The 25,655-nt window shown below is 60.8% G+C and carries 14 protein-coding genes and 7 pseudogenes; 8 read left to right on the top strand and 13 right to left on the bottom strand.

The window, feature by feature from the left end; genetic code table 11:
- Position 1: 1 nt before the first annotated feature.
- The 5 genes and pseudogenes from PYH37_RS29470 to PYH37_RS32560 all read right to left on the bottom strand — a co-directional run.
- Positions 2-847: an SDR family oxidoreductase gene (locus PYH37_RS29470; RefSeq protein ID WP_280736607.1), complete on the bottom strand. Its 846-nt coding sequence runs from the start codon at positions 845-847 to the stop codon at positions 2-4.
- A complete protein-coding gene (locus tag PYH37_RS29465) occupies positions 834-1,142 on the bottom strand; it encodes a ferredoxin (RefSeq protein WP_280736417.1) in 309 nt (102 codons plus the stop codon). Before PYH37_RS29465 ends, PYH37_RS29470 begins: the two co-directional genes overlap by 14 nt.
- Before the next feature lies 1 nt (position 1,143).
- A complete protein-coding gene (locus PYH37_RS29460) occupies positions 1,144-2,433 on the bottom strand; it encodes a cytochrome P450 (RefSeq protein ID WP_280736418.1) in 1,290 nt (429 codons plus the stop codon).
- A gap of 94 nt (positions 2,434-2,527) precedes the next feature.
- Positions 2,528-3,730 carry a cytochrome P450 gene (locus PYH37_RS29455; RefSeq protein WP_280736419.1) on the bottom strand — a complete coding sequence of 401 codons (1,203 nt, stop codon included), beginning with the start codon at positions 3,728-3,730 and terminating at the stop codon, positions 2,528-2,530.
- 16 nt (positions 3,731-3,746) lie between these two features.
- Positions 3,747-3,851: pseudogene (locus PYH37_RS32560) on the bottom strand (cytochrome P450); the annotation flags it as partial.
- A gap of 692 nt (positions 3,852-4,543) precedes the next feature.
- Between PYH37_RS32560 and PYH37_RS29445 the strand changes: the two are divergent.
- Positions 4,544-4,912, top strand: a pseudogene (locus tag PYH37_RS29445) (IS110 family transposase); the annotation flags it as partial.
- 451 nt (positions 4,913-5,363) lie between these two features.
- Here the strand turns inward: PYH37_RS29445 and PYH37_RS29440 are convergent.
- Both PYH37_RS29440 and PYH37_RS29435 read right to left on the bottom strand, forming a co-directional pair.
- Positions 5,364-6,083, bottom strand: coding sequence for an AbiV family abortive infection protein (locus tag PYH37_RS29440; RefSeq protein ID WP_280736421.1), 720 nt, complete (start codon positions 6,081-6,083; stop codon positions 5,364-5,366).
- An 83-nt stretch (positions 6,084-6,166) separates the two neighbouring features.
- Complete coding sequence (locus PYH37_RS29435; RefSeq protein ID WP_280736422.1) at positions 6,167-9,244, bottom strand: DEAD/DEAH box helicase; 3,078 nt, start codon at positions 9,242-9,244, stop codon at positions 6,167-6,169.
- A gap of 502 nt (positions 9,245-9,746) precedes the next feature.
- Between PYH37_RS29435 and PYH37_RS29430 the strand changes: the two are divergent.
- The 5 genes and pseudogenes from PYH37_RS29430 to repA form a co-directional block, all read left to right on the top strand.
- Positions 9,747-9,869 (top strand): annotated as a pseudogene (locus PYH37_RS29430) (SAM-dependent methyltransferase); the annotation flags it as partial.
- 69 nt (positions 9,870-9,938) lie between these two features.
- Positions 9,939-10,446 (top strand): annotated as a pseudogene (locus PYH37_RS29425) (DEAD/DEAH box helicase family protein).
- 334 nt (positions 10,447-10,780) lie between these two features.
- Positions 10,781-11,369: pseudogene (locus PYH37_RS29420) on the top strand (cell filamentation protein Fic); the annotation flags it as partial.
- Between the two features lie 222 nt (positions 11,370-11,591).
- Positions 11,592-12,464, top strand: coding sequence for an ArdC family protein (locus PYH37_RS29415; RefSeq protein ID WP_280736423.1), 873 nt, complete (start codon positions 11,592-11,594; stop codon positions 12,462-12,464).
- A gap of 229 nt (positions 12,465-12,693) precedes the next feature.
- Positions 12,694-13,780, top strand: a pseudogene (repA, locus tag PYH37_RS29410) (plasmid partitioning protein RepA); the annotation flags it as partial.
- Between the two features lie 16 nt (positions 13,781-13,796).
- On the opposite strand, the gene nodQ reads toward repA, so the two are convergent.
- The 5 genes from nodQ to PYH37_RS29385 all read right to left on the bottom strand — a co-directional run bounded on the left by nodQ (position 13,797) and on the right by PYH37_RS29385 (position 19,743).
- Complete coding sequence (gene nodQ / locus PYH37_RS29405) at positions 13,797-15,698, bottom strand: bifunctional sulfate adenylyltransferase/adenylyl-sulfate kinase NodQ (protein ID WP_280736424.1); 1,902 nt, start codon at positions 15,696-15,698, stop codon at positions 13,797-13,799.
- Positions 15,698-16,597, bottom strand: a complete 900-nt coding sequence (cysD, locus tag PYH37_RS29400) for a sulfate adenylyltransferase subunit CysD (RefSeq protein ID WP_280736425.1) — start codon at positions 16,595-16,597, stop codon at positions 15,698-15,700. The genes nodQ and cysD overlap by 1 nt, the downstream gene beginning before the upstream one ends.
- Positions 16,598-17,044: 447 nt before the next feature.
- Entirely contained in the window at positions 17,045-17,782 is a 738-nt protein-coding gene (gene fabG / locus PYH37_RS29395; RefSeq protein ID WP_280736426.1) for a 3-oxoacyl-[acyl-carrier-protein] reductase, read from the bottom strand.
- 467 nt (positions 17,783-18,249) lie between these two features.
- Entirely contained in the window at positions 18,250-19,461 is a 1,212-nt protein-coding gene (locus PYH37_RS29390) for a beta-ketoacyl-[acyl-carrier-protein] synthase family protein (RefSeq protein WP_280736427.1), read from the bottom strand.
- Positions 19,462-19,743 (bottom strand): acyl carrier protein, encoded by a 282-nt coding sequence (locus tag PYH37_RS29385; RefSeq protein ID WP_280736428.1) that lies wholly within the window; start codon positions 19,741-19,743, stop codon positions 19,462-19,464.
- 832 nt (positions 19,744-20,575) lie between these two features.
- Between PYH37_RS29385 and PYH37_RS29380 the strand changes: the two genes are divergently transcribed.
- Together PYH37_RS29380 and PYH37_RS29375 are read left to right on the top strand one after the other, a co-directional pair.
- On the top strand, positions 20,576-21,319 hold the full coding sequence (locus PYH37_RS29380; RefSeq protein ID WP_280736429.1) for a sulfotransferase: 744 nt from the start codon (positions 20,576-20,578) through the stop codon (positions 21,317-21,319).
- Between the two features lie 521 nt (positions 21,320-21,840).
- Positions 21,841-22,854 (top strand): annotated as a pseudogene (locus PYH37_RS29375) (1-aminocyclopropane-1-carboxylate deaminase).
- Between the two features lie 669 nt (positions 22,855-23,523).
- Here PYH37_RS29375 and PYH37_RS29370 read toward each other — a convergent pair.
- The gene (locus PYH37_RS29370) at positions 23,524-24,528 is read right to left on the bottom strand and encodes a LysR family transcriptional regulator (RefSeq protein ID WP_280736430.1); all 1,005 of its coding nucleotides are present in this window, start codon (positions 24,526-24,528) and stop codon (positions 23,524-23,526) included.
- Positions 24,529-25,655 lie beyond the last annotated feature (1,127 nt).

The raw sequence follows: 25,655 nt of genomic DNA, 5'->3' as shown, positions 1-25,655 counted from the left end.
ATCAGCAGCGCGGCGCCACGGCCGCTTCGGCGGTGTCACCGGCAGGCCGCGCGGCGCGGCTGTTGCCACCGTCGGCGTACGTCGGCACATGCGCCAGCATGCCGCCGTCGATGCACACGACCTGGCCGGTGATGAACGCAGCATCGTCGGAGAGCAGGAACGCCACCAGCGCGGCCACGTCCTCGGGGCGGCCGGCGCGCGGCAGGAGCTGGTGCCGGCGCAGATGCCGTTGCATGCACTCGTCCAGCTTGGCGAGGAGACGCTCGGTCATGATGAGACCAGGCGCAACCGCGTTGCAGCGGATCTGCGCATGACCGTACTGCGTGGCGAGCGAGGCCGACAGCATGTTCATAGCCGCCTTCGACGCGGCGTAGGACGTCAGCGCGGTGTCACCGCTGAGCCCCTGGCACGACGACATGTTGACGATCGCGCCACCGCCGCGGGCGATCATCCGTGGGATCGCCTGCCGGCAGCAGAGCAGCGTGCCACGCAGATTGGTCGCCATGGTCTGATCCCAGACCGCCAGGTCCAGCTCGAGGATCGCGCGGTCGCGCGGGGTCAGATGCATGGCGCTCGCGTTGTTCACCAGCAGGTCGACCCCACCGAAGTGCCGCTCCGCCGTCTCGAACAGCGCTGCCACCGCCTGCGCATCGGCGATGTCCATGGCCAGGGCCAGCGCGTGGCCCGCTTCGGCCGCGATCTGCGCAGTGCAGGCGATGGCAGCCGAGCCATCAATGTCGGCCACCACCACTCTGCCGCCCTCGCGCGCGATGGCGAGGGCGCACGCCTTGCCGATGCCGGCGCCGGCGCCGGTCACCACGGCCACCTTGCCTTCAAACCGTCCCATCGTGTCCTCCTGGATTGCGTTGGTCTTTCGCGGCATGCCGCTCGGCCTCCGCCGGAGAAGGCGCAGGGTCGGCGCTGCCGCGCTCGTCATCGCCAGCGCCGCTTTCGATGACCCGAATGGCGGCGACCGGGCACTGGCTGGCCGCGAGCCGCACGGCGGCGTGCAGCGCCTGCGGGACCGTCGCCACGCACACTTCGGCCACGCCGTCCGGTCCGCGCTGGCGAAAGGTGCCTGGCAGCGTCAGCACGCACTGCCCGGTGGTTCCGCACAGATCCTGGTCGACCATGACGCGCATCTCAGCCCCCTTGCGCATGCAGCTGCACCGGCAGCGCGCGGAACGTCCTAAGGAACGCGGAGGGCTCCCGGGTCGGCTGCTCGGCCAATGCCAGCGTGGGGAAGCGCGCCTGGATCCGCGGCAGGCTCTCGACCAACTGCACCCGGGCCAATTGCGCACCGAGGCAGAAGTGGATGCCGTGGCCGAAGCTCAGCATGATCTTCCCGTCGGTCGACATGCCAGGACTGGTGCCGTAGAACCGCGCGGGATCGAAGTGGTCGGGATCGGCGAAGGCGTTCGGGTCGCGATTGCCGGCCGCGATCAGCACGCGCACGTCCGCGTTCTTCGGGATCACCACGCCGCCCAGTTCGATGTCGCGCTGGGCGATACGTGGAATGGAGCTGAACATGGCGGGCGCGTCGCAGCGCAGGACTTCTTCGACGAATGCCTCCACCCCCACGGCATCTCCCTGCAGCCAGTGCCGCTGTTCGGGATACGCCAGCATCGCCAGGACCGCATGGTCGATGGTCGCAGCAGTGGTGGCGAAGCCCCCCAGCAGCATGCCCCAGAGCATACTGATCAACTCCGCATCCGACAGCGTGTCGGCATCGTCGTCGTGTGCGCCGACCAGCATCGACACGATGTCGTGGCGGGGATCGGTGCGCTTGCGTTGTATGAGGTCGCCGAAGTAGGCCTGCACCCTGGCGCTGGCCGCGTCCGCCATGGCGAGCTGGGGATCGCTGGCGTGCGGGCTCAGGCCTTCCAGAATAGCGCCGATGCCGGCGGCGAGCCCGAACATGTCGTCCTGGGGCATGCCGAACAGTTCGGCGAAGACCAACATGGGCAAGGCCAGCGCGAATTCCCGATGCAGGTCCACCGCCTCCCCGCGCTCCAGCGCGGGCGCCATGCCGTCCAGGCGCGCTGCGACGATGCGGGCGATGCTCGGCCGCAGGTTGTCGATCCGGCGCATGGTGAAGTCGCGCGAGATCAGCCGGCGCAGACGCGTATGCGTCGGTGGGTCCTTCATCGCTAGCGTGGACGCCAGCAGATTGAGCGACAGGCTGGTCGCCGCACGCGGGAAATAGCGGGCCAGTTCGCCTGGCGCCGGTCCCCGAAACGCATCGCCCGTGGCCTTGAGCGCCCAGTAGATGTCGGCGTGGCGGCTCAACAGAAAGAGGCCCGATGCCGCGCGATGCACCGGATCGTGCTCGCGCAACCACCGCATGAACGGATACGGGTCGTGGATGCACGCTGGCGAGGCCAGTTCGGCGAAGGCGTCCCGGCATGCTGCCGTGGTTTCTAGCACGTCCATCTTGGTTACCTGTTGGCTGGCTGATCTGACCGGCGCGCGCCAAGCGCGCCGGTAAATTGCGCAGAAGATCGCGATTCCCGGCGGCGTCCGCGCATCACCAGAGCACCGGGAACTCCTCGAACCCGCCAGTGATGATCTCCTTGCGCAACTTCAGTTCTTCGGGCGCCACGGCCAGGCGCAGCGCGGGAAAGCGCTGGAAGATCGAACCGAACACCACCTTGAGTTCCAGCCTGGCCAGCTCCACGCCGATGCAGTAGTGCGGCCCGTAGGAGAACGCCAGGTGCGGCTTTTCATCGCGTCCGATGTCGAAGATTTCCGGGTCGTCGAAATGGCGCGGATCGAACGACGTCGCCGGCAGGCCGACCAGCACCTTGCTCTCCGCGGGAATATGCACGCCCGCGATGGTCACGTCGGTCCTCGGATAGCGCATGACGCCGTCCCAGCCCGCGCCCGGCGGGTACATGCGCAGGATTTCCTCCACCGCCTTGTCCACCAGGGATGTATCGGCGACCAGGCGTTCGCGCTGTTGCGGATGGCGGAACATGGCCAGCAGGCCGAATTCGATCTGCGCGACGGTGCTCTCGTGCCCCGCCACCAGCATGCCCGCCGCCAGGCCGATCGCCTCTTCCTCGGTCGCCTTGCCCTGGTCGACCGCCGCGAGCAGATCCGTCAGCAGGTTGTCGCCCGGATCCTGGCGCTTGTCCCGCATCTTGCCGCGAATGTAGGCGCGCAGTTCTTCCCAGGCCAGGCGCGAGGCGCTGCGCGGACCGCTTTCATGCTGGTGCGTCATCACCTCGTCGGACAGCCCGGCAAAAAAGGCGTGATCCTCGTAGAGCACGCCCATCAGCGCGCTGATGACCATGGCCGGAAGCGGAAAGGAGAGGTGGCGCCGCAGGTCGGCGGGCTGGGGCTGGGCCGCCAGCGTCTCGAACAACTGCGCGGCGATCGCCTCGACCTGCTGCGCGAGCAGCTTCACCCTGCCGTTGCTGAAGACCGGCGCCACGATCGTGCGTAACCGGGCATGCTCGCCCCCCTCGTGCGAGACCAGCCACCCCGGCGAACCAAGAATCACCGAATCCGGGGTGAATGCTGCCGGCGGCATTCCCGCGGGCCGGAACGCCGCGTCGGACAGCACCGCTTTGGCCTCGTCGTAGCCTGTCACCCACCAACCTTCGTGCCCGGACGGGAAGCGCACGCGGTGGATCGGACCGTTGGCGCATAGCGCCAACATCTCGGGCGAGGGTTCAATGTGATCGACGCGCCACATCGGCAGTGTCGGCAAGGGGTGTTCGGACATGGTGGTACTTCACTCTCTAAGCGATGGAAGGGCGGAAGGTGACCGGCAGGCGCTGCGGGCAGCGAATGACGTAAGACGGCATGTAGACGACGTCCTCCGCGGCGATGGTCAGCGCCAGATCGATCTTTTCCAGACAAGCGCGAGGGTCGGCGGCATCCTCGGGAGGCATGTTGGGGTTGGAATCGATCGCCTTGACGACGGTGGTCATCTGGGGCTGGGCGAAAGCCGTCATGGTGGGCACCCTCGCCAGACGATCGTCATCATCAAGCTGTTCAGAAATGCACCGTGCATGGTTTGCCCCTTCGAAGCCTCGATAAACGTAGCCGAAGCGGTTGAAACTAACCGCTTCGCCCTCTCTTCTAAGCAAGAGCTGTGCCAGTCAGATACATTTGAATAGAACCCCTATACTTCAACGGGGTTGTTTGGGTGCAGCGGGAGGCCGTGTCGGGTAAATGACACCCTAGTGTCGCAACCACGACACGCTTGTCGCTTCCGGGTGGCTTTAAGACAGAGTCTAACGGTACAGGAGTGTAACGGTACAGGAGTGCGGCCATCCTCCACCTTCCACAACTCGATCATTTCGTGACCGTGTCCGTGGCAGCCTGCGAGACGCGCTGATATGCAGATCGTGAAACTTGCGGCGCAAGTGTGCCGAACATCCTGCAGCTGGATGGTTTCGTTCCTGCCCGTGTCACCATCAAATCAACGTAAGACCGTATGTCCGTCTTCGTGGCTGCGGTGGCGCGCCCTACACTGGTCGTCCGAGGGTTGCTCGGACAGGCCGAGCCGATCCTCATCACAGGAGGACGAGCCGTGGTAGAGTATAAAGAAGCTTTTGTTGGAATCGATGTCGCCAAACTGAAGAATGGAATTGCTATCGCTGAATCCGGCCGGGAGGGAGAGAGCCGCTTCTGGGGTTAGGTCGAGGCATCGGATGCCAGCACGCGCCGCATCATTCAGCAGATAGCCGCAAAGTTTGACCGCGTGCATTTCTGTTATGAGGCCGGCCCAACCGGTTACGGCCTGCACCGGCTGATCCGATCGCTTGGCCATGAATGTGTGGTTGTCGCTCCATCATTGATTCCAAGGAAACCGGGCTACAGGGTGAAGACGAACCGTCGAGATGCGCTTGCGCTCGCCCGGCTATTGAGGGCCGGCGAGCTCACGGCAGTGTGGGTTCCTGGATCCGAAGGTGAATGTTGGGAATTCACGACTGTTGATCGATTTCTATCCCATGCCGAGTCGAAAGCTTCTTACGGGGGCGGTTGCAGGACTATCTGGCCAATGCACCTCTTGAGTTGACTTACTTCAGAGGGATGAGGTGAGCAGCCACTCAAACCTGGCAGTCGGAGCGGGTGAATTGCGGACATTGCGGTCATTGGCTCGGCTTGGACGAATGACCGATTTGGGGCCGAGAACAGTCGGCTACTTCTGAAGCTCGGAAAAACGAAAGCGGACAGGCCGCCCTGGTGCGCCGACGCCCGCTATCGACCCCATTTTTGCCGTTCAGGTCGCTTTTTTCACTAACCGAAACCGGCCGTTCGTTCAGTTGGCCGCAAAATGAAGCGACTACGAGGCGGGGCCAGCCGCTGGGAACTAGCGATCATCTATGCCGACAATGATGCGAGCCTGTTCACGAAGAGCCGGAAACACTAGGTTTGCAAAGGGTGAACCTGTATCTTCGCAAACGTAGTTTCGTTGCGGAAATAGCTTTGCTGGCCGTACGCATGGCGCTGTCGCACGTCTCTCTGTCGATTTCGTCCGGATCCGAAATTATTGCGCCCTGCCCATCAGCATCCACATAAAAGCACTTCTTCTTCACGTCGTCATACCTGCCTTGAAGGAGATGGACCGGAAATCTCAGGTGCGCTCCAAAGTCAGAGTTGGCGACCAAGAAGTCATTCAAGTCCGCCTCTTCAATGGTGGAGATCACTTCTGCCATCGATGGGGAGGGCTTCCGATCTGTATCTTTGGCAACGAGTGTCAGTTTATAACCGGCGAGATGTATAAGGGCATCTATTTCATGTATGCCCATGAAGCCCTGCACCATCTGCGCCGCGGCCCACTGCTTTTCCCTGTGACTGAACTTCGCGTTCCTCCCGCCCGGTCTACGAGCGGTTATCTCCGATCGGAAATACGGATGGGTGAGGACGAACTTTCCGACTTCCTCTATGCTTAAGACCGCGAGAGCAGTCGCGGAGGCATATCTTCTCTGCTTTCTGAGCACTCGGGCGTCATCGAGCAGCCGGATCGCATTGAGAAATATCGGAGCCTGATGTCCACCGAGATAGACAAGATCCTCTGTCGTTAACGTGCGACCATCCTTCTTTGCAGCCTCGCCAGCTCCACTCATTCCCGCAGCCCCTCAAATTATACTCGTAATCATCCCAGTGCGACCTCCGCCGGCCTTCCACGCTCCCGGGCATGGGTCGGGCGCTATTCAGCGCAGAAGATCCGGAGTTGAACCCCGACCGACTGGCACGCCGAATATGTCGAGAGTACCAGGTGATAGAATTGGAGAACGTGCGGCTCGGGCTGGGGTTTAGCGAACTCGGCCTTGAGCTTGGCGAGAGACAGCATGCCGCCCGAACAGACCAGCCAGATCGCCCGGTCGGTCGTCGGGGCGGCGCGCAGACGCTGGAAGGTGCCGCGGAAGGCCTTCGATCCGCGGCCATGCCGTTTGCGATCGACCGTCTGGGTAATGGGCGAATTGCGCTTTGACAGCCGCCAACGACCATCGAACCGCGTCTGGGTGCCCGGCAGAACGACCCCGTCGCTTTTCATATAAGCGAGATTTTTGAGTCCCTGCGCGCAGACGTCGTAGAAGGCTGACGCCGACACGCCGGGATTGCCGCTTTTCCATTTGCCTGCGACGGCCACCGCCGCCGGACTAGCCGATGTCTCATCTAGACCGAGGAAGTCGCCGACCTCGTCCTGAAGATCGTCGCACACCAGATCAGGAAAACTCCGCCCGAACAGCGCCGGGCCACGGTCGGGCCTGAGTGCCTTATCGAGAAACTCAAACAGCGAGCCGTCAGCCCAATAATCGACATGGCCGTCGACCAGCACACCCTTTTCCGACGTCACCGCGCCGAGACCGGGGATTGCGGTGATCAGATCGAGCACCAGACTCGCGGCACCCTTTGGGTCGGTGAGATCCAGGTCGAGCCGGTAAAAATCGCCGCCGACATAGGTGTGGGCGAGATCGCGGGTGATGATCCGGAAAGGCTGCAGCTGGTTCAAGCGACGGGTTAGCGAGATCTTCGGATTGTCCTTGGTCTTGATCCGGCTAAGGCCAGGCGACACCAGCCAATATTTTGCCTTCTTGGCGTTCCAGTCGATCCAGACCGGATGCTCCTCTCCATCGACATGCAGGAGGAAGCGGAACAGCGCCGGCACCTTGGGGTCGGTGTCCTCCTCGACCGCGACACACAGATCCTCGATCCTGACCGCCGCGGTCTGCCCCTTGGCGACGAACTGATCGGCCATCTCGACCATGTCGACGAGAATGTTGAGCGGCGTCGTGTCCGCAGGAACCGTGTCGGGAACGGCGAAGCGGGTGAAGATCGATGCTGTCCGGGCGGCGGCGTCGAGCTGGGCATCGACCGTGCCGCACCAATCGGCATATTGCTGCGCGGTCAGGTCATTGCCCTTGCCGTCGCGCACGCGCGATCGCGAGAAACCAACCGCCCGGCGGATCCCATCCTCGGCCGCCTTGGGGTGAATATAGCCGGTCGCGCGTGTCACGACGTTGAGATGCTCGCCCATGAACACGCCCGACCGATCGAGCGAGCGTGCCGACAGACTGCGCGATCGCAGCGCCAGCGGCCCAAGATCGGTATTTTTTACGCTCATGAAAGAAATGCTGTTGTCGTATCCATCGGGTAGAAGGGCGCGCAAGGTCTTGGCGTTGACGCGCGGACCGATGCCATCGAGTTCGTTGATCCAGAGCCCCGCGCTGTCGAAGAAGAAGAGACGCTTGTTCTTTTTCGTATAGATCGTTGCCTCGAGGCTCGGCGCCTGAAAAAGGCTGCCCGACAGGAACGGTGATGGAGTCAGCCGAAGCGTAATATGATAGCGGCAATTGCCGTCGGCGGTTCGACCGGTGAGCGCTTCGTGGCGATCCTCGCGAATGAGTTCGGCCTTGATCGCCTTTTGGAGCTCGTCCAGATCGAGATCTGGCTCGATCGTGAAGGCGACCGCCGCGCTCGGGAAGCGCAGGTCGTCATGGAGACCGGGATCGTCGAGATCCGGTCGTTCGCGGAAGCGCCCCATAACATAGTCGAGGGTCGGCAGGGCTGCGATCAGGTTTTCCAGGACCGTCGCGTCGTTGCGGACGAACGGCTTGTTGCCATTCGCCTTCGAGGCTGCGTCAAAGGCGAGGAAGCTGTTCCATTCGTTGGCGATATCACGACCCATAGGCGCGAGGACATAGGCGGCCGGCGCGGCGTCGCCGATCGGCCCCGGATGGCGGATCAGCCTGCCAATCTGCTGGACTAGCATGCGCGTATTCGTGAACGGTTCGTAGAGCGCGAGCATCGTGCAACGGGGATCGTCGATCCCTTCGATCAGCATGAACTGGTGGACGAGAAAGCGTTCGGCCCGCGCCGCCAGGTCCCTCGGCACCGCGTCGAAAATGCCGCCATCGGGCCGCTCGCGGAAATTATGATGGATCGCGAGGACCCCGTCGGCCCGACCGGCAAGCCCCGCGGTCAGTGCCTGGTGCATTTCGATGACTGACTCCTCGCTGTCGCAGCGCACGATCACCTTGTTGGCAGCCGTGAAACGCCCCTCGGCCACAAGCGCGTCGACCCTCGCGATCAGCGCCAGGGCATAGTCGTCCGGCGACAGGGGCAATGGCTGTTCGTCGATTTCGACCCCACGGATGAGGCCCTGATCGACCGCGTCGGCAAAGCCGAGAAAATGGATATGGTCGTCATCGACGTCGAAGATCTTGAGATCGCCCCGAAACGGCGTGGCACTGAACAGGACGGTAGGTACAGCAAAACCGCGGACGACGCGCGCCCAGCTAGGTGCAGGCTCGCGATGACCCTCGTCGAACAGTATCGTGCCGATGCGGCCATGGAGCTGATCGATTTTGCCTTCAGCGTCGATCTGCTGGATGGCCTGAACGGTACCCACCACGATGATCCGCTCGCCACCATGACCGTCGAGGCGCTGCGCGAGGCTCTCGATATCACTCGGCAGAACATTCCAGACCCTGTCGGGCTTCCAGACCAGGCTGGCGCCGATCTTATCCCAGAAGCGGTCCTCGAACTGGGCGATGAGCTGCTCGACCAAAGCCGCCGAGGGGCAGACGACTAGCACCGGCCGGACCTGAGCGCGTTGGCGCGCGATCGTCGCCATCACCCCGGTTTTGCCGGTGCCTGTCGGCATATTGACGAGGCACGCGCGGGCGCTCGCCGACGCGAAATAAGCTTCGACCGTGTCGAGCGCCGCATGCTGATGCGGCCACAGCGCAAGCGCGGTCCTGGACAGTTCGCCCCCAAGCAAATCGCACTCTCCCCCAAGAACCGTAATAGATTTCCCGTTTAGCCCACCCGTCCGTCGAAAGGAATAGCGGGTCGAAGGTCCAAAATGAACCTGCACCGCTATGGCGATTTATGGAGGCGGTGCGGAATAAGGTCTCTGGCAGATATTCATATGCAGCGCCTCGGAGTCCGCGATCGAACGGCGCATCGCACTCTTCAAAGTCGATCGATCATCGCAATGAGCGCATGGAGCAGGCTGGCGATCAGCGGGCCGCCGTCGAGCTGATCAACTAGGCGCCGGAGCCTTCGGCCAAGACCACTGACGGCGCCTTCTACATCTTCGCCAATTGCGCCTACGTTTTAGGCGCCATCGGGCAGCTTTCGGTCGCTGCGATCCCAAAGCTGCCCGGCAGCAATGTTTCCACACCCGGTCCTTCAACAGGCCGGTGCTTGGCTTCCGCGAACGGCAGCTTACGGGAACGACATAGGGTCGGCGGGATGACTGGGATGGAGGCGCAAAGCGGCCCGGCATCCGCAAGGCGCTCAAGACCGACGGCATGTGGATGGTGGTCGAGCCGACGGCCGGCGACACACTTGAAGACAATATCAATCCCGTCGGGCGGCTCTACTACTCGGCCTCGACGATGAACTGAGTAGGGGAGCGCCCGCCCGGAGAGACTCTTCTCACCGGATTGAAGGCCATGATAAAAGCCCCCATGGGCATCAAGAACTATCTGATCGAAGGCGGTTCCGGCACTGGAAAAACGTCTGTCGCTACCGAATTGGAGCGGCGGGGCTATCATGTCGTCCATGGTGACCGGGTCTTGGCCTATGTCGGCGACCCCGAGACAGGCCAGGCGCTCGCAGGACCACCCAAAGGCGCGGACCGCATCGTTTGGGGGTACGCGCACTGGATCTGGCCTGTCGACAAGGTCCGGGCTATTGCTGCCCACCACCTATCCTGTCACCTTCTTCTGTGGCGGCTCGCGCAATTTTCACAAATTCCTCGACCTATTCGACAAGGTTTTCGTGCTCGATATAGACGTCGAGACGTTGAACCGACGATTAGATGGGCGGCCAAATGAGCCGGGCTTCGAGCCGGCAGAGCGCGCGTTGGTACTCCGCTACCATGATACCCGGGAATACCTTCCCGCCGGCATCAATATCGACACGGCGGGTACCGTCCCGAGTATCGTCGACGATATCCTGGCTCAACTCCCCTGAAGCCCTGAAAGTATTGTGAATGGGATGGGAAGCACTCGATTATTGCGAGAAAGACGCTGGCCGCCCGAACGGCTCACTTGCGGCATTGTCGCTTTCGTAGCCGACCGGCAGCTTTCAGAACGACAAATCGGGTGCCTTAACGACCGTCTGGGGGCGCGCCGCCCAGCACAATCTTGCCACAATCAGTGCGTGCGAGTTGATATTGGAGGATTCTCCCGGGATGCGCGTGACGCAAGCTCCGGGACAGGAATGATCTTGCTTCGCGAGATAGGTCAACGATGCTGCCCTCAAGGCAACATAGTGACAAAAAAGCAAAATAGCGTGGCAATCGACAAAAATACTCCCAGAGCTGAAGTACGTGCATCCTTTTCAGGAGGGAAGCGGAAGGCCCAGGAGGCGTTCGTTTTGCAGTTAGTCGACTTTTCGGTAATCACCAAACCGCGCATGATCGAGGTGTCGATCGAGGCCACGAACGACCCGTCCAATCCCGTGATGAAACACGTCATTGAGACGCGATGAACCCGGCCCGTCGGGAGGCCATTCGATCCGCATTCGAAGACTTGCGGGAGGTCCGCGAGGAGCCCCTGCGCCATCATGTTCGCACTGCCCGGCCGGGCGAGGAAATCACAGGAACGGTTCTCGGCCACGACGATGGCATTGCCAGCCTTGTGACCGATCAAGGGATTGTCGTCGCCGATCGCGCGGACCTGCCGGAGAAGTTGCCAGACGAGGAGGAGATCACCTTCACTGCCCGGTCGGACTTTTCCCGAGTGAGGCGAGAGCAGTCGGCCCAGGAGGCGCAATCGCAGGCGGCGCCAGCGCGGCAGCCACAGCAGGACCATAACCCGGAGTTGAAGGCGATCGAGGCGCAATTGGCGGCAAGGCGCAGTCGGGAGCGTGATCACGACGATCGCGAGCGGTAACCGGCCCACCGGCTCTTTAAGCTGCAAGAGTTATCCGTGAGCAGAAGGCGCCGATGCTCTGCGCCCTCTCCTTCCGTCGGGTGATTTGACGGACAAGCTACGATAGCCCCTCCCCCACACAACCGCTGGCGCGGTCCTCCACTCTGTTGCAGCCCTTCGGGTGCATGGGCTCGCTTCGGCCATCTCCGTTTTTTTGCCGTCAACCAACGGAAGGAGACGGCAATGCAGAGCATCAAGGACACCTACCAGCGCATCACCGATGCCATCATCGAGCAGCTTGAAGCCGGCACAAAGCCGTGGATCCGGCCCTGGCGCGGAAACGGCCGCGGCTCCCTCGTTCCGCGCCGCGCCACCGGCGAAGCCTATCGCGGGATCAACGTCCTGATGCTGTGGCTCGCAAGCGAGCTCGCCGGCTACGAGGAAAACACCTGGATGACCTACCGCCAAGCTCAGGATCTCGGCGGCCAGGTCCGCAAGGGCGAGAAGGGCTCCCTCGTCGTCAAATACGGCACCTTCACCCCCAAGGAGCGCGAAGACGACGAACGCGCAATCCCCTATCTCAAGGGTTACACGGTCTTCAACATCGAGCAGATCGAGAACCTTCCAGACCGGTTCTATCGACCGGCCGAGGAGCTGCCGGCGATGGCAGTTCCGCATCTTGAGACCGTCGAAACCTTCGTCGGCAACACCGGCGCGGCGATCACCTACGGCGGAACAACCGCGTGCTATCGTCCCGCCCCCGACGATATCCTCATGCCCGATCGGGCACGCTTCGTCGACGAGGTTCACCTCTACTCGACCTTGCTTCACGAAATGTCGCACTGGTCAGGCGCAAAGCATCGCCTCGACCGTGACCTGAGCGGCCGTTTCGGCAGGGAAAGCTACGCCATCGAGGAACTGGTCGCCGAGCTCGCCGCTTCGTTCCTCTGCGCGGACCTCGGAGTGGCCCACGATCCTCGCGGCAATACCGCGACCTATCTGGCAAGCTGGCTCAAGGCGCTGAAGAACGACAAGCGGGCCATCATAACGGCCGCGGCAAAGGCACAGGCTGCAGCCGACTATCTGCATGAGAAGCAAAGGGCGCCGTCGCAGTGAGGGGCCTCAGATCAGTTTCGCGCTTCGAACGTGTCTGTGGACGGTTGCCGCGACCGCAGACAATCGGTTTCGATTCAGCCGACTATTCAATTGGAGTTGACGATGGCCAACTTTTAGGTCGGCTGACCAGGTAAAGGTCCGCGGTGCCGAGATTCCGAATGATGGCATCTTCGATACGCTTTTTACGGGAAAGACGCCTGGAAAAACGCATCGGAAGGAAATACCTCACGTGAATATTCAAACCGTCTCGACGACAGATGTCCGCGTCGAGCGGCACGCGAAACAGCTTTCCAGGCAGCTAAAGCTGCTGCGTGAGCGTTTGTTTCCGCCGCTTTCGCAGAAGACACTCAGGCCGTTGACGTCTGGTGAAGCTGCCTACGTGGTGTGCGTCTCCGACGGGTATCTCCGCCAGCTTTCGATCGACGGCAAGGCCGCACGCCGGAAGGTCTCGTTGAACGGCAGACGATCCTACACACTTGCTCAGGAAAAACGAGCGGCGCCACCACATGGCTTCAATTAAGCCGATGGACGTCATCACTTATCTCCCTCGAAGGCGGCCAGGTGAGAAGCTCCAGACGATCGCGGTTACGAATTTCAAAGATCGATCGGCAAACCACCACCACATTATACCTCGCGCAATATCTTGCGCTGGCCGGCTATCGGGTGCTGGCGGTCGATCTCGATCCACAAGCCTCGCCGACGTCCATGCTGGGGGCGCAGCCGGAGTTCGACGTTGCGATGGAGAGACCCTGTATGGAGCGATTCGATACGACGAGAAGCGACGGCCGCTGAAGGAGATCATCAGAAAGACCTGTTTCGACGGACTCGACCTCGTACCTGGAAATCTCGAGCTCATGGAATACGAGCATGAAACTCTGCGGGCACTGAACGAGCGCTCAAGAAACGGAGAAGTGTTCTTAAAGCGCGTCGGAGCGGCCATTGCGGAGGTTGAGCAGGAATATAACCTCGTCGTCATAGACTGCCCGCAGCTCGGGTAACTGACTCTCGGCGCGGTCTGTGCCGCCACCTCTCTTCTCATCACAATTCATCCTCAAGTGGTCGACGTCGCTTCGATGTCGCAGTTCTGCTCGTAACATCGGACCTGCTTTCCGTTGTCAGAAAAGCCGGCGGCGACCTTCAGCACGACTTCATCAAGTACATCGTGACCAGGCACGAGCCGTTCGATACGCCGCAGTCTCAGATCGTCGGGCTTCTGCACAGCCTGCTCGGCACCGACGTGCTGACAGCCACCGAGAGTAAAGGGCCAGGTACGCAAGTCGACTTACGACCGGGCTCTGGAATCCGTGAATGCAAGCATTTCGCAAAGGGGCATCATTCGTCGTCCATCCTCTTCTCGAGGAATTCCTCGATCTTCAGAGCGAGGTCGATCGGCTCGTGACCGACCGTCTGCAGATGCAATTCCGCGTTTTCCGGCACCTCATAAGGCGAGGAGACGCCGGTGAAATTCGCGATCTTCCCGGCGAGCGCCTTTTCATACAGGCCCTTCGGATCGCGGCGTGCACACTCGTCGAGCGGCGTATCCACGAAGATCTCGATGAACTCGCCCTCTTCCATCAGTTCCCGCGCCATCCGGCGCTCGTCGCGGAACGGTGAGATGAAGGACACGAGCACGATCAGACCGGCATCGGCCATGAGCTTGGCCACCTCCGCCACGCGGCGGATGTTCTCGACCCGGTCCTCTTCGGTAAAGCCGAGATCCCGGTTCAGGCCGTGGCGTACATTGTCGCCGTCGAGCAGGTAGCTATGTTTGCCCTGGGCGTGGAGTATCCTGTCGAGCTCGTTCGCGATGGTTGATTTTCCCGAACCGGAGAGCCCGGTGAACCAGAGCACGGCAGGGAGCTGGTTCTTCATGGCGCTGCGCGCGCTCTTGTTCACCTCGAGCGCATGCCAGTGGACGTTGTCTGCGCGCCTGAGCGGAAAATCGATCAACCCCGCGCCGACGGTGGCGTTCGTCACGCGGTCGACGATGATGAAATTGCCCGTCGCCCGGTTGTCCGCATAGGCGTCGAAGGCGATCGGCGCCTGCGTCGAGACGTTGCAAACACCCACTTCGTTCATCTGAAGCGATTTCGCGGCCTCGCGGATGCAGCTGTTGATGTTCACCTGGTGCTTGAGCGCGGTAACCGTGGCACTGACGCTGTCGGTCTCCGTTCGCAGAATGTAGCTACGTCCCGGCAACATCGGGCTCGAGTCGAACCAGATCACATGCGCCTGGAACTGATCCGCCACGAAGGGGCGCGCACCGGGGGCGACGAGCATATTGCCGCGCGAGGCATCCACCTCGTCGGCGAGCACCAGCGTTACCGCCTCGCCCTCCCCCGCCGTCGCAAGCTCGCCGTCATAGGTGACGATCGCCTTGACCGACGTGCGCTGTCCGCTTTTTGCAACGACGACCGGATCGCCCACCGAAATTCTGCCGGAAGCAATCTGCCCCGCATAGCCGCGAAAATCCGCATTCGGCCGCATGACCATCTGAACCGGGAAGCGGAATGGCTTCGCCTGGTCCATCGGATCCAATTCGACCGTCTCCAGATATTCCAGCAGTGCCGCCCCTCTGTACCAGGGCGTATTGGCGGAAGCCGAGATGACGTTGTCCCCGTCCCGCGCCGAGATCGGGATCGGACGGATGCTGGCGAATCCGAGCTCTTTCGCGAAAGCCATGTAGTCGGTGACGATTTCCTCGTAGACCTGTTGCTGGAAACCGACGAGGTCGATCTTGTTGACGGCCAGCACGAGATGGCGGATGCCGAGCAGCGAGGCGATGTAGGAATGGCGCCGGGTCTGCTGGAGGATTCCCTGCCGGCTGTCGATCAGGATGATGGCGAGGTCCGCCGTCGAAGCGCCGGTCACCATGTTGCGCGTATATTCCTCGTGGCCGGGCGTGTCGGCAACGATGAACTTGCGCTTGGACGTCGCGAAATAGCGATAGGCGACGTCGATGGTAATGCCCTGTTCGCGCTCTGCCTCGAGCCCGTCGAGAAGCAGGGCAAGGTCGATCTCCTTGCCGTTTGCGGCACCGGGAGAGCCGACGCGCCCGAGATTGGCGAGCTGGTCCTCGAAGATCAGTTTCGCGTCGTAGAGCAGGCGCCCGATAAGGGTCGATTTTCCATCGTCCACCGAGCCGCAAGTGATAAATCTCAGGATCGACTTGTTGTCGTGCTCGGCCAGATGCGCTTCAATGTCACGCGGCGGTATGGATTGAACATACGACATCAGAAGTAGCCCTCCCGCTTCCTTTTCTCCATCGCCCCGACTTCATCCGTGTCGATCAGGCGGCTCTGCCGTTCAGACGTTCGCACCGTCAGCATTTCCCGCAATATGTCCGGAACCGTGGCGGCCTCGGACTCGACCGCTCCGGTCAGCGGGTAGCAGCCGAGGCTCCGGAAGCGGACCTGCTGCTCCAGAACCTTCTCATCCGGCTGGATCGGCATCCGCTCATCGTCGACCATGATCAGCATGCCGTCCCGCTTGACGACCGGACGCCGCGCCGCGAAGTAGAGCGGCACGATCGGGATTTCCTCGCGCAGGATGTATTGCCAGATGTCGAACTCGGTCCAGTTGGAGAGCGGGAAGACACGCATCGTCTCCCCCTGTCCGACGCGCGTGTTGTAGGTCTTCCACATCTCGGGGCGCTGGCGCTTCGGGTCCCAGCCGTGCTGGGCGCTGCGGATCGAGAAGATGCGCTCCTTGGCCCGTGACTTCTCCTCGTCGCGCCGCGCCCCCGCGAGCGCCGCGTCGAAGCCGTATTTCTCCAGCGCCTGCCTCAACGCCATCGTCTTCATGACGTGGGTGTGGACGTTGGACCCGTGCGAAAAAGGGCCGATGTCCTGATCGATTCCGTCCTGATTGACGTGCACGAGGAGATTGAACCCAAGCTCGCGCGCCATTCGGTCGCGAAACGCAATCATCTCCCGGAATTTCCACCTGGTGTCCACATGCAGGAAGGGAAAGGGCGGTTTGGCCGGGTAGAACGCCTTCATTGCAAGATGCAACAAAACGGACGAGTCTTTTCCAATGGAATAAAGCGCGACCGGATTTGAAAACGTTGCAACGGCTTCTCGAATGGCATGAATGGCTTCGGCTTCAAGCCGACGCAGATGAATAAGAGACAATTTATCGCCCTGTTTTTACTGGGTATTCGACTTACGCCTGCATCGACGAGGTCGTGAAAGCTGAAACCTGATGTGGCCGTCCCCTTTCGGCTCACGTTATTTGGCCGTTCACTTGGAATGACGTGTCCTTAATACATCTTCCCCCAATACCAGAACTGCATTCATGCTGCCCATGCCGAAGGCGTTCCTCATGGCGACGCGCACCCCGCGTCCCAGCCGCCGAAGCCGACGCCCACGGTTGCGCCGAAGCGACGCGCATTTTCCTCATCGCAGGAAAGCCCGGGCCCATCGAAGGGCTTTCTACACATCCGAAATTATCTACTGCCAGCGGAGTTCCCCGCGCCTACTCCGTGCGACACGGCAGCCGATCCGGATCTGGTTCAAGACGTGCTATGCCCGCACAAGATGGCCGCAAGGGCCAACATCTCCCCTGGCGCATGACCATGCTCAAATCATTGCCATGCCGCCGTTCACGTGAATGGTCTGGCCGGTGACGTAGGCCGCTTCAGTGGAAGCGAGATACGCGACGGCCGACGCGACTTCGGCGCTAGTGCCCATGCGGCGGGTGGGGATCGCCGCCATGATAGTCTCCTTCTGCTTGCCATTGAGCTTGTCGGTCATAGCCGATTCGATGAAGCCCGGGGCGACGCAGTTTACGGTAATGTTGCGTGTAGCGATCTCCTGCGCCAGAGACTTGGAGAAGCCGATCATACCGGCCTTGGAGGCGCAGTAATTGGTCTGGCCAGGATTGCCGGTCACGCCGGCGACCGAAGTGATGTTGATGATGCGGCCATTCCGGCGGCGCATCATCGGACGGGTGAGCTCCCGAGTTAGCTCGAACACCGCGGTGAGGTTGACCCTCAGGACACGGTCCCAGTCGGCGTCTGCCATGTGCACGAACAGGCCGTCCTTGGTGATGCCGGCATTGTTGACGAGGATGTCGACGCCTTCGAGATCGGCCTCCGCCTTCTGAGCTAGCGCCTTGACCTCGTCACGATTCTCGAGATTAGCTGGGAACAGCTTGACGCGGTCCCCGAGCTCAGCGGCAAGCAGCTCCAATTTCTCAACGCGGGTACCGTGCAAGCCGACAATAGCACCCTGCGCATGTAGCGCGCGGGCGATCGCCTCGCCGATACCTCCCGATGCGCCGGTGACGAGCGCCTTACGGCTGGTCAATTCGAACATGTCTTATCCTCTTCTCAATCATGCAGGCTGGTGAATTCGGTTAACTTTTAAAGCCGGCGCGCCAGAACTCCTCGCCGGCGCTGATTCACCCGGGCACTCAAGCGCCAGCGCCGCCGCCTACTAACGGCGGCGACGTCGCGGTTGATGCGCCGCGCCAAGCCAGACAGCACCTTGGCGGCGCCGATTCGTAGATCGTCGCGCCGCCGTTGGAGGGGAGAATCATCCCACCGCTGAAGCCGGTGCATTCGCGCTGGCAACGAGCCGCTCCTTCTCTGTCGAGACCAGCGCCGACGCCTTCGACGTAATCACCTAATCTGATGCTTCGTCACAAGACTTCTCTTGGTGCTTACACTAAGACTTGCACCCTCAGCCTACCTCACCAAGGAGGCGGTCACGGACCGATGGAGTGATTCGGCAAGCATCTGGATACGGGAGGGTGAACTTGCAGGACGCATCTCGCAGGGCTTCTACACCTGTTTGAATGCTAGAATTGCGTTCAGGCCGCCCATGGCGAACGCGTTGCTCATGGCCACGCGCACCTTGCGCTCGCGCGCAACATTGGGCGTGACATCGAGATCGCATTTGGGATCTGGCTCGCGATAATTGGCGGTCGGCGGCACAACATCCTCTTGGATCGCCATCACACAGGCGATCATTTCAAGCGCACTCGCTCCACCGAGGCAATGCCCGTGGGTGGACTTGGTGGAAGAGACGGACAGCGAACTAGCATGGTCCCCGAAGACGCGCCTGATCGCCGCCGTTTCGATTTCATCGTTGGCCTTGGTGCCGGTGCCATGCGCGTTTAGGTAGTCCACATCCTCGGCATTCAGCCCGGCATCGGCAAGGCAGGCGCGCATCGCCGCTTCCGGCCCCTCGACAGTCGGCGAGGCGATGTGGAAGGCATCGGCGGAAAGGCCGATGCCGGCGATCTCGGCAAGGATCGTCGCGCCGCGCGCCGTGGCATGCTCATAGCTTTCCAGCACGGCCATGCCCGCACCCTCGCCCAGCACCAGGCCCCTCCTGTCGGCGGAGAAAGGCCGGCAAGTATCCGGAGCGAGTACGCGCATTACTTCCCATGCCTTCAACACAAAAAATACGAATGGCGCGTCGCTGCCTCCGGCAAGCATCACGTCGGCCCGGCCAGCCCTGATCTGGTCGACCGCCGAGGCGATCGCATGGTTGGCCGAGGCGCAGGCGGAGGTGGCACTGAAGACCGGCCCGCGCAGGCCGAGGCTCATGCTGACATTGCAGGCAGCTGCGCTCGCCATCCCCTTTACTCCAGTCAAGAGATCCATGCGGGTCGCGCCGTCGCCCAAAAGGAGGGCGCGGTAGCCTTTTTCGGTCGCGTCCCAGCCACCGAAGCCGACGCCCACTGTCGCGCCGAAGCGATGGGCATTTCCTTCATCGCAGGAAAGTCCGGCCTGTCGCATGGCTTCGTGCGCCGCAAGCACGGCAAGCAGGCTGCAGCGGGCCATGGAGACGACTTGCCTGCGGTCAATGTCGTGCTCAGGCAGCGCCTTGATCTCGGCGCCGATCGTGCCCTTCAGCCCATGAAGCTCTGCATTGACAATCGGGCCGATGGCGGAGCGGCCTTCGCGCATCCCTGTCCAAATCGAGGCGGCGTCGGTGCCTAGTCCGCACAGCCCGCCTATTCCGGTGATGACGACTCGTCTGTCCATTTAAGTCACCTTAGCAAGCAAGCCGCGCATGGCTTCCACAATGCCGCCGACACTCTGGACACCCGACCACGCCTCGGCCGTGTTCATTTCGATCTTGATGTCGTAGGCTTGCTCCAAGTCCCAGAGCACGTCCGCGAATCCCAGTGAGTCGATGCCGAGCTCGGTCAATTCCGTCCCAGTCGTTATATCGCCGACGATGGATGCAGTCGTGCCCTCGCCGCTCTCCGCTTCGACGCGTTTCTTGATTATGGCAATGATTTCCGTTGCGAGTTGATCAGCCATTGTGTTCCTTCCATTTCAGTTTGGCTTGACGTGGGACGCGGCTCAATTCCTGAGGCGAGCCGCGTCGCCAAATTACCATCAGACTTGCACAACTGCCCAAGCCCATTGCTTATAAGAGCCGGAGACGTTCCGGCGGGTCTGCGGCGTAGGCTCCGGTGACGAAGAAAGTCGCCGGCCCATGCTATGTAGCAACCGCTAAGATTGGTAAAATCGATTGTTTGGATGAAATTCATTCGTTCTGTGGATATTTCTACGTGGCGCTCGAAGCGCCTTGATCTGACTCTTCTTGTCGTACTTGGCGTTCTGAGAGTAAGCCTGATCTTACCGCACGCCGCCGCAGCACTAATCCAGTTCCTATCCAAACTTGCCGTCGCAGAACTATGCAATCGACACGTGCGCTACTTACCTATCGGAGCGGGGGAGTGGTTATAGCGTCGTCGGCCAAGAGATCGACCCTTGTAGCGGAGCGTCTTGCGCCGGTCGTGACATGAGGTCGGCAGGTATTTCAGCGTGCAGGACCGATGTGCCTGCCTGCTCTATCCACTGTGTGGATGGTTGTCATCACTACAATCAATTTTACCACTCTTCCCGAGCGCCGTTAGAAAAGCTGACTTAAACCGGAGAAAGGCCCGCGCCAAGGGAGTAGGTACCGGCCCAACTCAAGCACAACACTACCAACGGCAAAGATCAGCCTGTCAACGCGAGGTCCTGGATGGCCTCGGAGCAGGTGATCAGCGCTATGGAGCCGCAAGCCTCCCCAGATTAAACGAGCCGGCGGACAGCCAAGATCCTGTGCTGGAGTCACCGCCACTGTTAGATGGAAAAACGCTCAATGTCCCATTCCACACTGTCGCCTGAGCCATTTGCAATCCTCGCGATGCCAAGGGCTGGCACACACTACTTGGAAGAACTTCTAAACGAGCACCCGAATGTGTTGAGCAACGGTGAACTGCTCAATATCTACGATACGAATTGGCCCGATAAGGATCGCCTGCTAGGCAGCGATCGCGAGCTTCTTGAGCGTGCCTTCTTGCGCTACCCCACGCGAAGCGACAAGACGGTGACGCATGTTGGCTGCAAGATCAATGAACCTCAGTTTCACGAGCGTCCCGGCTTTTTTGCTGAGCTGGCCAATTGGTCAGGGCTCAAGGTTATCCTTATGATTCGCGGAAACACATTGGAATCGCTGAGATCGCTTGTGCAGGCAAGGCAAACCCGCCACTGGCTTAAGTTCAGTTCGGACGATGCCGCTCCACCGCCGCCCGTGACGTTGTCACTCGCTGCCTGCGAGGCCTACTTCAAAGCTGCCGACGACTTCCACGCTCAGGTCGCGAACGCCTTCGGGCCAACCAAAATGCTTTCAATCGAGTACGAGAGGCTTCTTCGAGATCCCCACGCTTGCGTTGCAACTATCTTGGATTTCCTTGGGGTCCCAGCGCGTCAGCTCTCTAGTCGCCGCATTCTTCAGCGGCAAGAAACGCGCCCGTTGGACCAAACGCTACAGAATTTTCATGAGTTGCGGGTACACTTCGCACATGGACCTTACGCGAGATTTTTTGAGCTTGGTGATGCCTGATGAGCTGCGGTCACTGACGGCGGATAGGTCTGTGTCGCTACACTTGAAGCGACCGGATGCGCTTTTGGCGTCCTCGACCGCGCCCTTCTGACATAGTAAATTCGGATGCCTTCCAGCTCCGGCCAGATTACGTCTTCCACAGCCGCGAAATTCGGGCCGCGCCAGCCGAGCGCGCCTCGGATGTGTTCGCGATCGAGGCAGAGGTCAATAGCGGGGATCGACGAATCTTTGCCGCTGCTCGGCAGACCAGGTTCGTTGGCCCTGGAAAGCTGAAACGCCATGTCCATGCGACGCTCGCACGTGTCAGCGCGAGTTCGCCGTGACAATCCGCCACATCGCATTCCGCTCGCAGGCGAAGGACCCTTCTGCCCGCCTAGCCCGCTGCGCGCTCCACGCAAGTGCAACCATGCTCGGATGCAGCATCGAAACATCGGGCACGGAGTCGCTTTGTACCGCCGCCTCTGGTGCAGCCTCTTAAACTGACTACCTAGTTTTATCACTCACATATTGCTGGAGAGAACGTGCTGGAAAAATTCGAACGCTACCCGCTCACCTTTGGACCCACGCCTATCGAGAAGCTTGACCGCCTCGGAAAGCACCTTGGCGGTAAAGTGGAAATCTACGCCAAACGCGAGGACTGCAACTCCGGTCTCGCGTGTGGCGGAAATAAGCTCCGTTAGCTCGAATACATCATCCCCGACGCGATCGCTGCTCATGCAGACACCCTTGTTTCTATCGGCGGCGTGCAGTCAAACCACACGCGGATTGTCGCCGCGGTCGCCGCCAAGATCGGCATGAAATGCCTCCTCGTGCAGGAGAGCTGGGTGCCGCATGAGGACGCCGTCTACGACCGGGTCGGCAACATTCTGTTGAGCCGCATCATGGGGGCGGACGTGCGCTTCGTCGATGAGGGCTTTGACATTGGTATCCGCCGCAGTTGGGAACAGGCTCTCGAAGACGTCAGGTCGAAGGGCGGCATACCCTATGCGATACCGGCCGGGGCTTCCGCTCACAAGTATGGCGGGCTCGGCTACGTCGGGTTTGCAGAGGAGGTGCGCGCCCAGGAGCAACAGTTGGGGTTTGCCTTCGACTATATCGTCGTGTGCACCGTCACGGGTTCTACGCATGCTGGCATGGTCGTCGGTTTCGCCAAAGACGGCCGACAGCATAGTGTGATTGGGATCGATGCCTCCGCCACGCCCACTAAAACCAAGGCGCAGGTGCTAAGTATTGCCCAGCATACGGCGAAACTGGTCGATCTCGGCACGGAAATCATCGAAGATGACGTCACCCTCATCGAGGAGTACGCGCACCCGTGTTATGGCATTCCGTCCGACGAAACGAAGGAGGCCCTCCGCTTGTGTGCGCGGCTCGAAGGTATGATTACTGATCCCGTCTACGAGGGCAAATCGATGCAAGGGCTAATCGATCTCGTCAGGAAAGGCTTCTTTCCAGAGGGATCGCGGGTGCTGTACGCGCATCTCGGCGGCACGCCAGCTATCAACGGTTACAGCTATATGTTTCGCAAAGGGTGATGCTCGACGGATAGCTTTCGGGTGGTTCTGGTTTGCCGGTGATCACGGCTTCCAGCTCAATAATCGCCCGAAAACACTTCGGCGTTGCGACCCGCGGCCTCTGCTGTAACCAGAGGTGCCCTCGGCATCGCCATGACCTGCGGTTGACTTGCTTCCGTCGCAACGAGATGGCAATCCGTCGATAGTCTCGGCGAGTGAAGTGGGCGGCGGAAGACTTGCAGCGAACCATCGGTCGCCAGTTTTCGCTGGCAAGGCGCAGCAGCGTGAATGGCCGAACGTCCACATTCCGCGGACCTACTGCATGTCTCCTTAAAATCGGGCTCGATTTGAGGACAAAGACATGCAGAAATTCAAAGTTCTACAGCGACGTTTGCGCGTTTGATAGACGCGCGGCGCTGTAGGCACACAATCAGATACTACGAAACTACTGGCCGTTACCGAAACTTCAGCCATTGTGTGCGCCGGGCCGGCACCGTCTATCAGCCGCTCGATGTAACTGGCCTAATACCCATGGAAGCTTGGTCACGCCTATCTCACCGCTCCACACCGCGACCATCGTTCCTGATAGGGTTGAGCTTCGGTTGCATCCTGAATCCTCAAGCGCCAGCATCCCGTCAGCCGACCGGTGCTTCAACGCCCACCTCTCCTCGCCAGCCGTCAGTTCAATCATTATTTGGTCGCCTCCCCATCTGATTGGGCCGCTCGCGCTGCGGCGGCGATTTCGCGGCGCAGCCACCGATGCTGCGGGTCGCGATGGCAACGCTCGTGCCAGATCAGCGCGGCCTCGTACGGCGTCAGTTCCACGGGTGGATCGACAACCGCGAGCGGCAGCATGGCGGCGACCCGGATCGCCACGCGGTTCGGCACAATTAGCACCAAGTCGGTCGCCGCGATCACGACCGCCGCCGTTAATACGTTGGAAACCACCATCGGGTTGCAATCCAGCAATATTCCGAGGTTGGCCGACGCGTCATAGATCTGCCCGAAGCGGTCGTTGCATTCCGAGGCAATGGCGACGTGGCGCAAAGCCTCGAAAGTCCCGATGGTCCATTCCTGGGCCAAGGCCGGATGATTGTGGCGCAGCAAGCAGGTGAAGCGATCCCCGTAGAGCCTGCGCCGCAGGTAGCCGGGCGGAGCGGCACCGATCTGCCCGACGGCCAGGTCGATCTCACCTTGCTCAAGTCTACGCAGCGCGCCAACTAAGAACGAATCGGTGACGATGTCGAGATGAGGAGCGCGCTCGCGCAGCCGCGGCAGGAGACGCGGCAGCAGAACTAACGCTTGGTGGTCGGGCATAGCCATCGTCACCTTCCATCGACATTCTCTTGGAGCGAAGCTGCAGTTCACCATCTGGCGAACCGTACCCAACACCGAAGGGAGCATTTGGGCCAAGTCTTCGGCCAGCGGCGTCAACACGAGGCCGCTCGAGCCGCGAACCAGAAGATCATCATTGAACATGCTGCGCAGCCTTGACAACGCTCGGCTCATTGCCGGTTGGCTCCGACCGACATGTAGAGCCGCGTGAGTGATGTTCCGGTACTGCAGCAAGGCTTCGAGATCCACCAGTAGGTTTAGGTCGATGGACGTTAGGTTCCGCATCTGTCGTTGTTGTGCGGCATCACCGCGACCGCCGATCAGCGCCATATTCGGGCGCTTCCAAGCGGGCTGATCCATGGGTTTCTTCTCCTAAGTGTTTTCGTGCAATGCTTTGAAATTCAAGCGTTGCAACATCAAATAAGCGTGTAAGAAAACTCTTCTGACCTCTCCATCAGATTGGATGGTTGCGAATTTTCTAGCCAGATGCACTTGGGCTATGACACCTTCGAACTGCCCTGACGCGGCTGACATGTACAGCCGTTCGTTTCGTCGACCCTTGCGTGGCATCGGCTGGCGGCCCGCCTGCATTGATGATTTCGACTCTATCGTACCCCGGCAAAAGCTTCCTCAGGAGAGGCTTGGCGGCCTTGGCGCGTCGTCAATGAACAAGACTCGATCGTGACGGCCGGGCTTGAGATAGACCCGTCCTGCTTCACCTTCGACCTCATTAACTCGCAAGTGGCGGAGGTCGCAGGCTGCCTCCGGCACAGGCAGACGCGCTCCACTTGCGATACACTGAGCTGAAGCGAGCAAAAAACTTGTCGTGTTGCCGACGTTTAGATGGTGCTCGCGCGGACTGCACTCGAGATTACGCTCGCCACACCATACTTGGACCACCGCAATAGTCACAAAATCACCTCTCTGTCATGACACCACTGATTTGCTCGTGGAGCCCGCTTCAATCTGAGGCCGGCCTTACCAATCATGTGTTCTTTGCAACAGTGCGCATTGGGGTGGGTGTGGTTTTCCACGTTTGCCTCCAGTTATATTTCACGGCTTTCTAATCCCATTCGGCAAGGCTGGAAAAATCCACTTTTCGCATAGCTTCCATCCACGCTATGGATACATGCGTTTTACCCACCTGCAGGCAAGCAGCCCCCCAACGGAGCCTGTCCATTTGGCTTGAACGGCGTCCGCCCGACGCGACTGCCGCAAAGCTCCAACCCGGATAGCTGTCGGCTTCGATACCTAATGCCCTCCACGACAAGGAGGTCCAAAAGTCGAATCAGACTTCGGGGATGGTGCACGCAGAAAGGCATCGTCCGGATGCGGCTGCGCCTTCTACTGAGCTTCAGCAAACCGCTCCAGAACACCGGCACAGTCACCTGGCGCCACCGCAATTCTGGACGCCGCGGATGTGGAGAAATCGCTGTCGAAGTGGCCGGCCGAGCAGTCCGGCTTGGTTGACGTTCCTGCTGGGCCAG

The organism is Sinorhizobium numidicum (genome assembly GCF_029892045.1).
GTDB lineage: Bacteria > Pseudomonadota > Alphaproteobacteria > Rhizobiales > Rhizobiaceae > Sinorhizobium > Sinorhizobium numidicum.
The sequence above is the reverse complement of the archived record's forward strand: the minus strand, read 5'-3'. Positions and strand labels throughout refer to the sequence as shown.